General features: G+C 40.9%; 11 protein-coding genes and 1 pseudogene. 4 read left to right on the top strand and 8 right to left on the bottom strand.

Annotated elements, in window-relative coordinates:
• Positions 1-62: 62 nt before the first annotated feature.
• Together V7L07_RS08025 and V7L07_RS08020 are read right to left on the bottom strand one after the other, a co-directional pair.
• Complete coding sequence (locus tag V7L07_RS08025) at positions 63-1,334, bottom strand: sensor histidine kinase (protein WP_335056665.1); 1,272 nt, start codon at positions 1,332-1,334, stop codon at positions 63-65.
• Between the two features lie 30 nt (positions 1,335-1,364).
• Positions 1,365-3,251 carry an ATP-binding protein gene (locus V7L07_RS08020; RefSeq protein ID WP_335056663.1) on the bottom strand — a complete coding sequence of 629 codons (1,887 nt, stop codon included), beginning with the start codon at positions 3,249-3,251 and terminating at the stop codon, positions 1,365-1,367.
• A 251-nt stretch (positions 3,252-3,502) separates the two neighbouring features.
• On the opposite strand from V7L07_RS08020, the gene petN reads away from it, so the two are divergent.
• The 3 genes from petN to V7L07_RS08005 all read left to right on the top strand — a co-directional run bounded on the left by petN (position 3,503) and on the right by V7L07_RS08005 (position 7,066).
• The gene (gene petN / locus V7L07_RS08015; protein WP_012408302.1) at positions 3,503-3,592 is read left to right on the top strand and encodes a cytochrome b6-f complex subunit PetN; all 90 of its coding nucleotides are present in this window, start codon (positions 3,503-3,505) and stop codon (positions 3,590-3,592) included.
• A gap of 7 nt (positions 3,593-3,599) precedes the next feature.
• Positions 3,600-3,761 (top strand): hypothetical protein, encoded by a 162-nt coding sequence (locus V7L07_RS08010; RefSeq protein ID WP_335056660.1) that lies wholly within the window; start codon positions 3,600-3,602, stop codon positions 3,759-3,761.
• Positions 3,762-3,916: 155 nt separating this feature from the next.
• Positions 3,917-7,066 carry a GAF domain-containing sensor histidine kinase gene (locus V7L07_RS08005; RefSeq protein WP_335056656.1) on the top strand — a complete coding sequence of 1,050 codons (3,150 nt, stop codon included), beginning with the start codon at positions 3,917-3,919 and terminating at the stop codon, positions 7,064-7,066.
• On the opposite strand, the gene V7L07_RS08000 is transcribed toward V7L07_RS08005, so the two are convergent.
• From V7L07_RS08000 to V7L07_RS07985, 4 genes are all read right to left on the bottom strand, one after another.
• A complete protein-coding gene (locus V7L07_RS08000; protein WP_335056654.1) occupies positions 7,063-8,505 on the bottom strand; it encodes a RecQ family ATP-dependent DNA helicase in 1,443 nt (480 codons plus the stop codon). The genes V7L07_RS08005 and V7L07_RS08000 overlap by 4 nt on opposite strands.
• 394 nt (positions 8,506-8,899) lie before the next feature.
• Positions 8,900-9,643 carry a metallophosphoesterase gene (locus V7L07_RS07995; RefSeq protein ID WP_335056652.1) on the bottom strand — a complete coding sequence of 248 codons (744 nt, stop codon included), beginning with the start codon at positions 9,641-9,643 and terminating at the stop codon, positions 8,900-8,902.
• Between the two features lie 147 nt (positions 9,644-9,790).
• On the bottom strand, positions 9,791-10,084 hold the full coding sequence (locus V7L07_RS07990) for a type II toxin-antitoxin system RelE/ParE family toxin (RefSeq protein ID WP_335056650.1): 294 nt from the start codon (positions 10,082-10,084) through the stop codon (positions 9,791-9,793).
• Positions 10,081-10,338, bottom strand: coding sequence for a type II toxin-antitoxin system ParD family antitoxin (locus tag V7L07_RS07985; RefSeq protein WP_335056647.1), 258 nt, complete (start codon positions 10,336-10,338; stop codon positions 10,081-10,083). Before V7L07_RS07985 ends, V7L07_RS07990 begins: the two co-directional genes overlap by 4 nt.
• A 349-nt stretch (positions 10,339-10,687) precedes the next feature.
• Here V7L07_RS07985 and V7L07_RS07980 point away from each other — a divergent pair, with 349 nt between their 5' ends.
• Positions 10,688-13,141, top strand: a complete 2,454-nt coding sequence (locus V7L07_RS07980; RefSeq protein WP_335056645.1) for a HEAT repeat domain-containing protein — start codon at positions 10,688-10,690, stop codon at positions 13,139-13,141.
• A 125-nt stretch (positions 13,142-13,266) separates the two neighbouring features.
• Here V7L07_RS07980 and V7L07_RS07975 read toward each other — a convergent pair whose 3' ends face one another.
• Complete coding sequence (locus tag V7L07_RS07975) at positions 13,267-14,031, bottom strand: hypothetical protein (protein WP_335056642.1); 765 nt, start codon at positions 14,029-14,031, stop codon at positions 13,267-13,269.
• A 137-nt stretch (positions 14,032-14,168) separates the two neighbouring features.
• Positions 14,169-15,022 (bottom strand): annotated as a pseudogene (locus V7L07_RS07970) (hypothetical protein); the annotation flags it as partial.

Here is a 15,022-nt window from a genome sequence, read left to right as displayed (position 1 = left end):
TAATTGAGGATCTAAAGTTGCCTTCACTGCTTTAATAAACTTACTCAAATAATTGTAATTAATTAAATGCTCTCATCGGGGATTTTGATGATAAATTCGGTTCCCCCACCTGGTTGAGAATTCACTTCTAATACACCGTTGTGTTTTTCTACAACTATTTCATAAGCAATCGACAAGCCAAGTCCAGTACCTTTACCAACAGTTTTTGTGGTAAATAATGGCTCAAATAAGCGTTTTTTCAGCCGTTCAGGAACACCAATCCCATTGTCAGCAATCCGAATTACAACCAATTGTTCCGAATTTATTTCTGTTGTAATTTTAATCTGAGGGATTAGATTACTCATTTTTCCTTGTATGATAGCGTCATCAAGGGCATCAACTGCATTTGCCAGAATATTCATAAATACTTGATTCATCTGTCCTAAATAGCAGTTGATATGTGGTAATACTCCATAATTTTTAATAACTTCAATCTGGGGACGATCGCCATTAGCCTTGAGGCGGTGTTGCAAAATCATGAGTGTACTATCTAATCCTTGGTGCAAATCAGCAGAGATTTTTGTATCACTATCTGAGCGACAGAAGTTGCGGAGTGAATTAGAAAGGTTCTGAATTCGTTCGCTTCCTAGCTGGAGTGAGTTCAAAATTTTTACCATATCTTCGAGAACAAAATTCAGATCCAAGTTCTGAATAGCAGTAGTAATTTTAGCTGTTGGGTTTGGATACTCTTGTTCATACAGTAGAAGCAACTCGCTTACTCCGGCAATGTATTCTTGCAAAGGTGGAATATTGCTAGAAATAAAGTTGACGGGGTTATTAATTTCATGGCCAATCCCAGCGATTAACTCTCCGAGTGTTGATAGTTTCTCTTGCTGCACTAGTTGGACTTGGGCTTGTTGCAAAGCCCTGGTGCGATCGCTAACTTGTTGTTCCAAAGATTCATTCAATTGTTTGAGTTGTAAATGCACGCGCACTCTAGCAATGACTTCCTCTTGTGCAAAGGGTTTCGGGATATAGTCTACTGCACCAAGGGAAAATCCCTTCGTTTTACTCTCTATATCTGCTAAGGCAGTGGTGAAAATAATTGGAATGTTTTGGGTGACAGGATTGGCTTTGAGGCGACGACAAGTTTCAAATCCGTCAATACCTGGCATTTGTACATCCAGCAAAATCAACTCTGGTTGATTGCGTTCGGCTTGAGCGATCGCACTTTCTCCATCGACTGCAACACGTAAACGAAAACCCTCACTATTGAGCGCTTCACATAGGACAGATAAATTTGTTGGATTATCATCCACAATCAAAATAAATCCAGTATTTTGGTTCTTGTTCATGATCCATTTAAAAGTAAAATTCAACTCAAATTAATTGATGTATTGTTCAACAAAAGTTTCCAAGCGTTTGAGTTGGAAATTACTAGCAAGCTGGCTCAAATGTTGGGCGAAAATATTTAGTTGCTCATCAGATGTAGAAAGTTGTTCAGCCAGTTCCAAAACTTTTTGAATATCGCCGTCTTGGATGAGTTCGAGTAACTGTTGTAAAACCTCATTGCCGGGATAAATTATCTCATTTTTTTGATCCAAATCACTCGCCTGGATTCTTTTTATTGCGTCTACCTTACCATCAAAAATCCATTCCAGTTGCAAAAATTGTCGTAGTATTTCCAATAGTGCTTCAGCTTCTACAGGCTTTGGTAGAAAGGCATCTGCACCTAGATCAATGCTCTTATATTGGTCGGCTGCAAATACACTTGCTGATGAAGCGATGACAGTAATGTCTTTAAAGTTTTCAGATTTACGCAAACGACTAATCAATTCAAATCCATCCAATATAGGCATCACTAGATCAGTGATAATCAAGTCTGGTTTGTGTGCTATGGTCTGTTCCCAACCTTCCTGACCATGACTAGCTTCTACAACAATAAACCCAACTGGCTCTAGTAAATTGACAATTACCGATCGGTTTTCCCATTTGTCATCTGCAATCAAAATGGTGCGGCGTTGTCCCTGATAACCAATAATAGTTCCTTGCTCAACTATTCTAGAAACCTTTGCCCAGTCTTTAGATTCTGAGAATTTTGCTTCAAACCAGAAAGTGCTGCCTTTACCAAGTTCACTTTGTACCTGAATTTGACCACCCATCAACAAAACAATTTTTTGGCTGATTGCTAATCCCAAACCTGTACCTTCCGATTGTCGTTTCTGATTTCCGACTTGCTCAAAGGGCTGGAAGATTTTCTCGGCTTGTTCAGGGATTATACCCGTACCAGTATCTATGACCTCAAAGCGAATTTTGTAGTTAGTTTTTTCATTAGTATTTAATTCTTTCTCAATGACTTTAACCTTGAAAGTGACATTGCCTTGATTAGTAAATTTAATGGCATTACTAAGTAAGTTTATCAATACTTGTCGTAAGCGTTTTTCATCACCATGAATGCCCGTTGGCAAATTAGGATCGAGTTGGACATCAAAGTCAATGACCTTTTGTTCTGCTCGGATGCGACAAATTTCAGTCACGCTATCTAGAAAGGAAGGTAAGAAGAAATCAACAGGATGCAGTTCCAGTTTTCGAGCTTCTATCTTGGAGAGATCCAGGACATCATTAATTAGGGTTAAAAGATGAGAACCACATTGATAAATAACGCCGACTCCTTTACGTCCTTTTTCACTTAAAGATTCTGTGCGTTGGAGGATTTGGGTATAGCCAAGAATGCCGTTGAGGGGTGTGCGTAGTTCATGACTCATATTTGCAAGAAATTCACTCTTGGCTTGGCTGGAGTTTTGAGCGACTTCTTGTGCAAGGCGTAGTTCTTTTTCGATGCGCTTGCGTTCGACAATTTCAGTTGAAAGCACTCGATTGATCGCTTCTAATTGGGCAGGGCTAGGTAGCGTCAGGGCTTGAGGCATGAGATCAATTAACGCGAATGCCGTATATATTGAAATAATGGCAGTTAGAGCCTTTAAAGCACCTGCAATCCAATAGTCTGGATGCCAAAGCGTCCAAATTTCCATCAAGTGTCCAGTACCGCAGGCAATGATAAAAGCACCAAATAATAGAAATACTCCATTAAAAGGAACGTCTTTGCGCTTAGAAATAAAGTAAATTAATAGAAAAGGAATAGAATAATAGGCAAGAGCGATCGCGGCATCAGAAATAATGTGCAACCAAACTAATCCAGTTTGCCAGAGATAACAATGTCCGTGGGGAATAAAATCGTTAGTTTGGAAATAATTGTTGAAAAATGTCGGCATGATACTAAGGGTTGCGAGATTTGAAATATATATCCATCACCCTAGTATTCCCAAATCATCAATTGGAAAAGCGCGATCGCTACTTTTTTACATTATAATTACGTAAAGTAGTAGGGTATCAATAAAAGATAGTGTCTCCCTGGTGTGGGATCGCCAAAGTTCCAATGTCATTGGATAAAACAATCTGAGCCTGCCTAATCCCTGTATGATAAATATTAGAAACCTTTTGTAATTATTTGAAAAGTGGGACTATGGAGATTTTGACACTAGGTTGGGTATCGTTGTTAGTTGTGTTCACTTGGTCAATTGCAATGGTAGTGTGGGGACGTAACGGACTGTAGAGGCATTGTGGAAAGTCCATTTTTGAGTATTTTAGCAATAGTAGCCGTACTGCTACTCGTAGTAGTCACTGGTGGTATTGGTTATTTAACCCTGGCAGATTGGCGCGATCGCCGTCGCCGAGATGAAGAGAAACGCACCACCCGCAGCGCCCCTCCTAAGCGGCGATAATTCCTTTGTGGTTGAAAAATCTTTTTGTAGGGACACGATAGTATCATGTCCCTATATTGTTTTTTTCTGACATTCCCAGCAAATAACTGTTACCTTTGCGATCGCAACGGGAATCATGAGATAGAAGACTTTCAATACTTAAAGTCCCACTGGGAATGGAAAACTCCTCTACTACTCAACCCATAGAACCAAATTCAGAACAACAAGAATCTCATTCAGATGTGATATTTTCTCTCCGTCAGAATGAGCAACAAAAAGCCTTGTCTGGAGTTATTGCCCATATTCGGGAGTCTCTAGACATAGAAACTATCTTCAAAATTACGGTCACTGAAGTACGTCAGCTTTTAAAAAGCGATCGGGTTGGCGTGTTTCGTTTTTATCCTGAGTTGGCATGGGAAGGGGAATTTATCTATGAAGATGTGGGAACAGAATGGGGTTCGGCACTAGCAGCCAAACTCCGTGACCACTGCTTTAGTGAGGAATTCTCAGGACTGTATCAGCAAGGTCGAATTAAAGCAATAGCTGATATTTATCAAGTTAATGCCAGTGAGTGCTACATCAAGATTCTGGAAAGATTCCAAGTACGTGGCAATATAACTGCCCCCTTGATGAAAGGTAAAGATTTATGGGGCTTGTTGTGTATTCATCAGTGTAGTAGTCCTCGCCAATGGGAAGATTCAGAAATTGAGTTTGTGCAATTAATCGCCGAACATCTCGGAGTTGCTTTGCAGCAAGCAGATTACCTGGAACAAGTCAAACTACAATCAGCAGAACTAGCACAAGCAAAAGCCAGAGAAAAAGCAGCCGAATGGCAGAAAACCATAGCCATCACCATTGAGAAAATTCGTCAGTTCCTAGACTTAGAAAGCATTTTCCACACAACCACCGGAGAACTTAGGCAACTGCTAAATGCCGATCGCGTCGCTATCTACCGCTTTAATCCCGATTGGAGTGGTGAATTTGTGTTTGAATCAGTGGCAGAGGGTTGGATTTCTCTCATCCATGAACAATCGCAGCGCCCAGAATTGAAAGAAAACGTCAGTGAATGTAGCGCTAAAGATTTAGCTAAACCCCCTGTTGCTGATACTTACTTACAAGATACAGAGGGTGGTAGTTTTAGTAGATGTGAAGTTTATCGTGTTTGTAATGATATTTACAATTCAGGCTTTAGCAACTGCTACATTAAAATCTTAGAGATATATCAAGCCAGAGCTTATGTAATTATTGCCATTTACCACGGTCAAAAGCTCTGGGGGCTGCTAGCAGTGTATCAGAATGCTACAACCCGTGATTGGCAAAAAGATGAGGTTTACTTGCTTACCCAAGTGGGCACTCAATTAGGTGTAGCTTTGCAGCAAGCAGAATTTATCCAACAAATGCAGATTCAAGCAGCAGAGATCAGCAAAGCTGCTGAAAGGCAAAGGGCGCTGGCAAACACCGTAGAAAAAATTCGTCAGTCTCTTGATATTGAAGCCATCTTTAAAACCACTACTCAAGAAGTCCGTCGGCTATTGGAAGTTGAACGAGTCGCAATTTATCGCTTCTATCCTGATTGGAGTGGCGAATTTGTGGCTGATTCTATTGTTGATGGCTGGACACCAGTGGTTATGCCGCAGCCATTGACCGAAAGCGTTTTTGTCCAAAGAACGAAAGCAGGTAAGTACGCACGTAATGAAGTTTTTGTCCCAATTTCTCAGGGCGAAAAGCTGTGGGGATTGCTAGTAGCTTATCAAAATTCCCAGCCTCGTTATTGGCAAGATGAAGAAATCAATTTGCTAGCACAAGTTGGCGTTCAATTGGGGGTAGCATTACAGCAAGCTGAGTCCTTGAAACACATGCAGGTGCAAGCCCAAAAACTGGCTAAAGCCGCCGAACGAGAAAGGAAAGCAGCCCAAAGGGAAAAGGCTTTAGCCACAACGGTGGAGAAAATTCGCCAGTCTCTTGATATTGACACCATCTTTGCTACCAGTACGGAAGAAGTCCGGCGGCTATTGGAAGTCGATCGAGTAACAATCTATCGATTCGGGGCTGATTGGAGTGGGGAATTTGTTGCTGAGTCATTAGCCCAAGGTTGGACAGCAGTCAAGGATATTGTACCTGCGATGTCTACGACCGGCTACGCCTACGCCAGTAATTACTTGCAAGAAATCCAAGGCGGAGATTTTGCTAATAGTAAAACTCTTGTTATTAAAGATATTTACAGCACCGATGATTCTATTCCTTATATTGCCCTAATCGAGCTAATGGAGGCTAGGGCATATATGATTGTGCCAATTTTTCAGGGTGAGAAACTTTGGGGATTACTAGCAGCTTATCAAAATATCAGACCTCGTGATTGGCAAGAAGATGAAGTAGATTTGCTAATGCAAATTGGTACTCAGTTAGGGGTAGGACTCCAGCAAGCGGAATTACTCGAACAAACTCAACGTCAAAAAGAAGAAATCACACAGACTCTTAAAGAATTGCAGTACACTCAGAGCCAGTTAATTCAAAGTGAGAAAATGGCAGGCTTAGGGCAGTTAGTTGCTGGTGTAGCACATGAAATTAATAACCCCATTAGTTTTATTTATGGCAACATCACTTATGTTACAGAACATGCTGAAAATTTATTGAAATTACTACACCTTTATCAAAAACAGTATCCTAAAACAACAGAAGAAATTCAAAAGCAAGTAGCAGCACTAGATTTAGATTTTATTAGTGATGACTTCCCTAAAATTCTAACTTCAATGAAGATAGGGGCAGATCGAATCTCTCAATTAGTCTTGTCATTACGAAGCTTTTCTCGACTTGACGAAACAGGAATGAAGCCAGTAGATATTCATGAAGGCATAGACAGTACTTTGCTAATTTTACAACATCGACTGCAACCAGAGACTAATTCTTTTGCAATTGAGGTAGTTAAACAATATGGTGAATTACCCCCAGTAGTCTGCTATGCAGCCCAGATAAATCAGGTGTTTATGAATATTCTCAACAATGCGATCGATGCACTGGAAAACTCAGCAACTAGTGGAAAAAAAATTCAAAATCCCAAAATTTTGATTCGTACAGAAGTCATAGAAGAGAATACGATTCTGATTTGGATTGCTGACAATGGTTGTGGGATTCCAGAGAGGATGCGATCGCGCATCTTTGAACCTTTCTTTACCACCAAACAACCTGGACAAGGTACTGGTTTGGGGTTATCTATTAGCTACCAAATTATTGTCGAAAAACATGGCGGTAATATCAAGTGTGTTTCTGAAGCTGGTAAGGGCTGTGAGTTCTGGATAGAAATTCCGATGAAACGGACTGTTAGTTAACAGCAATTATCGCAATGTCCGCAACGCAACTTAGCTGCTTCTTTGTCAAAACCAAAGGCGTTTAACAAAAATTGCCAACGACACTGCTTTGTAGTCAGGTATTGCTGCATTTGTTTGGCGGCGTGTAATTGCGTCGGTGGCTGATTTCCGGCTTTTTGCCCAATGCTGTAATGAAAAGGGTCAAGCCAGTTTAACTGACCACTGCTATGGAGTAAAGCTAGCGCCGTCGCACCTTCGGGAAATTGTCGAGTTACTGCATTCACTTCTCCCTGTTTTGGTAATTTTTTCACAAGTTGCTGCGCTATTTGTTGTTGCGATCGCATTTGTTCGTGAAAAAACTCCTGTCTTTGCTTATCTCCTGAATCTAACCACCCCGTAGGTTCACTCACCAATGTCAACGCTTCGGCTGGTTTCCCATCCCTTCCAGCCCGGCCAATTTCTTGCACATATTCAGATAACAAATGTGGCGCGTGAAAATGTGCTACCCAGCGAACATCACTTTTATTTATCCCCATACCAAACGCACAGGTACAAACCACAAAAGGCATTTTACCACTTAACCAGCTTGCTTCTACTTCACGGCGTTCGGTTGCACCTAATCCCGCATGATAGCTAGCTGTAGCGTAACCCATCTCTGCTAACCATTGGGCTAAATCTTCGCTATCTCTCCTGGTGCGAACATAAACTAATCCCGATTGTTGCAGTCTATTTTGAATAAACTTTAATAATTGTTGTTTCCTACCTCGTGGTGTCCAAGCGATGCGAACGCTGGGATGCAAATTCGGACGGTAAGGATTCAAGCGGAAAATCTCTGGTTGTTGTAATTGTAAAACTGTTTGAATAATTTTTTGGGCTGAGGGGTCAGCAGTAGCAGTAAAAGCAGCGATACTAATTTTTGTTCCTGGTGGTTTTGATTTTAGCAATGCCGGACGCACCACCCCTAATCTGCGATAAGCTGGGCGAAAAGTATCACCCCATTGCACCAAACAATGAGCTTCATCTAAAATCAAACCATTAATTTGCAATTGCGGCTGACATAATCTTTCCCACACTGGCACACTTAGCAAAGTTTCTGGTGACAAATACAGTAATCTTAGCTGTTGACGTTCCAAAGCTTGCAGAGTTGCACGACGTTGAGATGAAGATAATTCACTATGCAAAAGTGCTGCTTTTTGGTGGCTTTCTCGTAGTTCCTGTACTTGATTTTCCATCAACGCCACTAAGGGTGAAACTACCAAAGTTAATCCTGTTTGTAGCAGTGCGGGAAGTTGAAAACAAATTGACTTCCCGCCACCTGTGGGCATAATAATCAGCGCGTCTTTTTGTGCCAATAAACTGCTGACAATTTCTCCCTGCGGCGGACGAAAATCTTCATAACCCCAGATTTTTTTAAAAGCAGCGATGACTTCTTGCCAAGATTTTGTTGTAGGCTGATTCATAATCAATGCTAGATGCACCCATATACTTCTGAATATAGCCTTTCTTATCCAGCTAATGGTTCAGTAATTTCATCATCTTAGGTTGCAAACCACTGACCGCGAGAATCAATTATAGTTAACGTGAGTTCGACTAGTCATCTCATGTCCACCCAAAAGACCTCTAAGAAGGTTTTACTACGCAAAACCTGTCCCTCTCCGAGTCGGAGAGGGACAGACTTGAACTAAAGTTCAAGGCAAGGAGAGGTCTGTCGAACTCACGTATAGTTATTATTATTTTTGGCTCTTCAGTTACTTTTATGGATAATTACTGGTAACAGTGACTTAGAGAAGTTGCAGCGTTATCTGGAGGTTACACTTAGATTTTTTCAAAAATCAAATCGGATTGCTATATTTATTAAATATCCACTGATAATTCTGGATTAAAGTAATTATTTGGTTCATCTGGATAACCACGCGGATTACAAATAACGCGAGTCAAACCGATTTGATAATCTAATTGATTGTGAATGTGGCCATGAATCCATAATAATGCTCCAGACTCCTCAACTAAAGTATCAAGATTTGATGCATAAGCAGCACTTAAAATATCTTCTTGATATTGAGAAGGTATAGACTTTGCACTAGGAGCATGATGACTGATAATTACATTTTTACCAGACAAGCCAGATAATGTATTTTTTAACCAATTAACTGAGTTTTTACAAATTAGGGCTGTGTCAATAGTTCTTAACTTTGAGTATTGAGGACTTAATCTAATTTTCTTGTAATCGTTCATGACTTGACTAGCTTCTACACCTGCCATACGTGGCTCACCAAACAGTTTAAAATCAGTCCATAAAGTACAACCTAAAAAATTTACACCTTCAATGGTAACTAAATCATTTTCTAGAACATGAACATTAGTTCCTAATGAATAATCTTTCAGCTTCTCAACAAGCCTTGGATAAGCACTTCCATAATATTCATGATTACCTAATACATATATCACTGGTTTATTGGGAATGTTTTGAATTGCCCATTTAATTCCTCTTTCTCTTAAATTAATATCTCCAGCTAAAACAACAATATCCGCATTTATATCAGGAGTATTAAAGGGTTTAAATTCAAGATGTAAATCACTTAATATGTGAATTTTCATGCTAGTTCCATAATTGAAACATTTCAAAATGCTATATATACTTAACTTCTATTATACTTATATCGTATTTGTATTGTACTAAGTTAGTTTTATGCCCCTGAATAGAGCGATAAGTACTAGACCAAAAACCTAGTTACAGTTTAATTATTAATCTACGAACAAAGATTCTAAATCTCGATAACCACTGGCAACACGAGTAATACTAATTCCGTCTTCCCTTGGATAGTAAAATATAATGTAATCATTCACAACAAAACCGCGCAGATTTGGTACAAGCTTTCCATAGCTTTTTCCCATATTGGGGAAACTCGCTACTAATTTACATTTGGAGCGAATGTCATCAAAAAGTTTACTAGCTGCTTTTGGGTTACTCCGAGCAATATATTCACAAATTTCATCTAAATCTCCAATTGCTGCATCTGAAAGTGAATAATTACTCATTCAGAGGACTCCTCTGCAATTAGACGAATTTTTTCTTGTAATCTGGCAAATACAACTTCGCCGTCAGTTACTTGTCCCTTAGCAATTTGTTCAGTTCCTATAGAAATTTTTTGTCGTAATTCTTCAAGTCGCTGCTCTCTTTCTTGTAACAGTTTAAAGGCTTCATTGATGACATCATCTGCATTCGTAAATCTACCACTTGCAAGCTGTGCCTGAATAAATTGCTCTAGTTCTGGTTTAATTTGGATATACATATTTTTTAGCTTTATAGAATTAATATTCTTATCTAGATTCTAACAACATTGCTACATCAAAAGCAATTCTTGAACGGTAACTAAGCAATCGATATTTACCTTTCTCGTACCAAGGTGTTTCGTCAAGGAAAAGACGCTCATGGACTTTATCGACGTTATGGGTTTAAAAATTTGACAGAACCAGAGAAAATTATGATGCGTTTAAATTCCAATGTTAATCAAGCTTGAGCAAACCAGTGCGTAGGCGTAGCCCGTCGTAAATATCGCTAACCCGCATTCACAGTTAGATTACAATCTAGGTGTAGTTTCTCTGACTGGAGTTGTTCATCGGGTGATTCAATCCGATTCAATGACAAAGCACACCAGACAAGTATTACTTAGTGCGCTCAAGGTGGTTGTCTTATGCCTGACGCTGTTCCTACTATGCACAAGCAATAGCTGGGCGCAAATCACTACTGACAGCAAAATTGCTCCCCTGATTCAGAAGCTCATAGATAACGATGCCCATATCAGTAGCATTGCCGCAGATGCCTTAGTTAATATCGGTTCCCCAGCAGTACCGTCTCTGATTGAGGCGTTGAAAAATCAGGATATTAATCTTCGCTGGCACGCCGCTTCGGTTTTAGGAGATTTGGGTGCAGAAGCAGCACCAGCAGTTCCAGCTTTAAGTGCAGCATTGCACGATGAGGATGGACAAGTCCGCCTGTACGCCACCTTAGCTTTAGGAAATATTGGTACAGCAGCCAAAGCAGCAGTTCCATCGTTGATGGCGGCATTACAAGACAAAGAGCAATTCGTTCGCATTTATGTTCCTTCTGCACTGAGGAAAATTGGTGTAGAAGCGAAAGTAGCTGTCCCAGTATTAACCGCTGCCCTAAAAGATAATAACCCGGCTGTACGTTATAATTCTGCCTACGCCCTGGGTGCAATGGGTACAGAAGCAGTATCGGCTGTCCCTAATTTAATTACTCTGTTGAATGATAACCAGTTTTACGTGCGTTTAGGTGCTATCAAAGGTTTAGGAGGAATAGCGGCAGGCTTTCAGGACAAAGCAAATGCTTTACCTAGCTCAAAGTTGCAGAAAGTCATCTCAGACTTTGAGCAGGTATTGACAACTATCCAAGAACATAAAGATAAATTCACAGAGACGGACAGTAGGCTGATACGTCGTCCTCTCAATGCCTTGAAAGCAGAAAAAGAAACTCGCCTCTTTGATAGAGTTCTAGAATGGCTATTTCAGCATAAATTACTCTTGGGAATTGCCGCCTACCTGATCTTATTACCTTCCGTGTGGTTAATTCTCTTGCGATTAGCCCCTTTATGGTTGTTGAAAATTAACAACGCCCTCAAACCCTACACAGATTTTTCCCTACCATTTATCAGCGTCAATGTACCTCTGCGATATGTGCTATTTGTTGGCTGGTTTCATTACCATCCTAGAGTATTAGATGCGTGGGTAGCTAAATATATCAAAGCAGCCCGCGAACAATTTCCCAAAAAGGATACGGTTAGCAGTCGCGCCTGTTACATTCCCATTCCCGTTGTTCTGGATGGTACAACAGTTCCCCAACTAATGAATGAGAATTTGCGCTCAACTTTCGAGAAACAACGTAGCTGTCTAGTAATTGGCGGCGAAGGGGGTGTAGGTAAAACCAGTTTAGCGTGTCGAATCGCTGGGTGGGCAATGGCTGAGGATGAAGACCAACAACTCTGCAAACATTTGATGTTACCAGTGCTGTTAGAAGAAGAATTTCGGGTAACTGAAGGTAAGTCGCCGCTTTTAGAAGCTATCAGAGGACAGTTGCAAGCTTTAATTGATGAGCCAGAGCCGATTTGTCAAGAATTACTGTTACGTCTGTTAAGAAAGAAACGCATTCTAGTGATTGTAGACCGTTTCTCAGAAATGAATGCGACTACACGAGAAGCAATTGAGCCGGAGTCGCCAGAGTTTCCGGTGAATGCATTGGTGATTACTTCCCGAATTGAGGAAAAGCTGGGGCGGGTTAATAAGACGATAATTAAACCTCTGCGGATTGAGGCGAATAAACTATCGTCCTTTATGGAAGCTTATCTCATGCAGCGAGGTAAACGCGATCGCTTTACCGATCAAGAATTTTTTGACGCTTGTAACCGCCTGTCTCTGATGGTAGGTCAACATAATATCACTGTCTTGCTGGCTAAACTTTATGCTGAACAGTTAATTACAAGTAGAGAGGTTGCATCTAATATTTCGGCGTTACCAGAGAATATTCCGAACTTGATGCTGGGTTATATCAATGAACTCAATCGTGATGTTACAGACAATCAATTTGACGATCGCACTGTTCATCAAATTGCCAAAGCCATCGCCTGGGAATGTTTGCAGCAAAGTTATCAACCAGGAACCGCCAAGCGTGGAGATGCTATTGTTGCATTAGCAAATTTGGGTATTGATGACCCAGAAACCGACCTCGATTATTTAGAAAAGCGTCTGCACCTGATTCAAACTATCGGTTCTGCTAAAGATAGAATCCGTTTTTGTCTTGACCCTTTAGCTGAGTATCTTGCAGGTTGGTATTTAATCGAATTATATGACAATAACGATGGCAAATGGCGATCGCATTTTTTCAAAAAGGCAGATGATTTAGTCAAAACAGGCAGACAAGATGCCATCAAAGGCTTGTTGTTGGCGGTGCGAGATTGCTACTTATCTGAGGTTCAAGGTAGCAGAGAAACGGACTTTGTACCCCAAAAGTTGGGTAAGCTGGCTGGATTTACACCTCCAGTCACACCAGTTAGTACTGTACAAACAGTAATACCATGAGCGATCGCATTGATGTAAGCATAGCTAAATTCCTCTTTCTGGGTACTGATGTACATTCAACTGAAATTTATTGTTTATTCTTTATAGCAATTGTTGAATGAGGGGCATTGTAAATCCCTGTTAAATTACTTCCACCATCGCGCCACATCCACAATCGCACGGGCAATTTCTGCCGTTGCTGCTTCACCACCTAATGCAAAGATAACTGGAAACAATACCTCGATATCTTGCAGCAAGTCAGGGCGAGTGCGAAGGGATAGCTGATGAAGTGTATCTTGCCAAAGAGGAAAAAGTTCGGCAGATGGCATTTGTGACAAACCGGAAGCTAAGGCACTCAAGACATTAGCGCGATCTGTTTCATCCTGAATCGCCCTGGCAATAGCAAGGGCTTCTGGCAATAACTCTGGTGACAATTTTTCAGCTAAAGCAGTCAATAAAGCACTCAAGGCTTTGGCGCGATATGTTTCATCCTGAATCGCTCTGACAGCAGCAAAGGCTTGTGGCAACAATTCTGGTGGCAGTTTCTCTGCTAAGGCACTCAAAACATCAGCACGATATCTCTCATTCTGAATCTTTTTAGCAGTAGCGAGGACTTCTGGCAATAACTCTGGTAGTAGTTTTTCAGCTAGGGCAAAAAGTATTTTGGCACGATGCTCTTCATCCTGAATCGTTCCTGCCACCAATATTGCTTCTGGCAAAAACTCTGGCGATAGTTTTTCGGCTAAGGGAAAAAGTATTTTGGCACGATACTCCTTATCTTCAATCGTTCCTGCCACCCATATTGCTTTTGTCAATAACTCTGGCGGTAGTTTCTCGACTAGCGCAGAAAGAACTAAACAGTGCAAATACTCACGTTGATTTGATAACAAATTAGGAAGATATCTTGCCATATCTGGGTGTTACCCTTGCATGATAGAATCAGAATAGATAGTTAAAAGATGTTGAAAAAACCTATCAAAAATTATTTTGCCTGCATTCTAGCAAGAATGTTTCTAAAATTTACTTACACCAGAACATAAGATTTTTCTCATTTGGAATCATAGTAAATCTCTGTTAGGGCTTCTAATAACAACTTTGGCGTTAGTTCCTCGGCTAAAACATAAAAAGCATACTTACCATACTTATGCTGAATGGCACTCTGCACCGCCAGGGCTTCTGGTAACAACTCTGGCGGCAGTTTCTTAGCCAAAGCACAAAGGAATAAGGCGCGATACTCTTCATACTCAATCGTCCTTGCTATAGCTAGAGCTTCTGATAACAACTCTGGCGGCAGTTTCTCAGCTAAAATACAAAGGACATCAAGCCGATGATGTAGCGCCTGAATTGCTGTTGTTATAGCTAGGGCTTCTGGTAACAACTCTGGCGGCAGTTTCTCAGCTAAGACACAAAGGAATAAAGCGCGATCGCTCTCATTCTCAATCTCCCTGACAGCAGCCAGGGTTTCTGGCAATAACTCTGGTGGTAGTTTCTCAAGTAAGGCTCTCAAGACTCTGGCGCGATCGCTCTCATTCTGAATCTCCCTAGCAGCAGCAAGGGCTTCTGGCAATAACTCTGGTGGTAGTTTCTCAGCTAAGGCACTCAAGGCATTGGCGCGATACCTTTGATCCTGAATCTCCCTGGCAGCAACAAGGGCTTCTGGCAATAACTCTGGTGGTAGTTTCTCAGCTAAGGCACTCAAGGCATTGGCGCGATACCTTTGATCCTGAATCTTCCTAGCAGCAACAACGGCTTCTGGCAATAACTCTGGTAATTTCTCAGCTAAGACACTTAAGGCATTGGCGTGATCATTCTCATTCTGAATCTCCCTGACAGCAGCGAGGGTTTCTGGCAATAACTCTGGTGGTAGTTTCTCAGCTAAGGCACTCAAGGCATTGGCGCGAT

Source organism: Nostoc sp. (genome assembly GCF_036916985.1).
GTDB lineage: Bacteria > Cyanobacteriota > Cyanobacteriia > Cyanobacteriales > Nostocaceae > Nostoc.
Note: the sequence above shows the minus strand (reverse complement) of the source record. Positions and strands in the feature narration are given on the sequence as shown.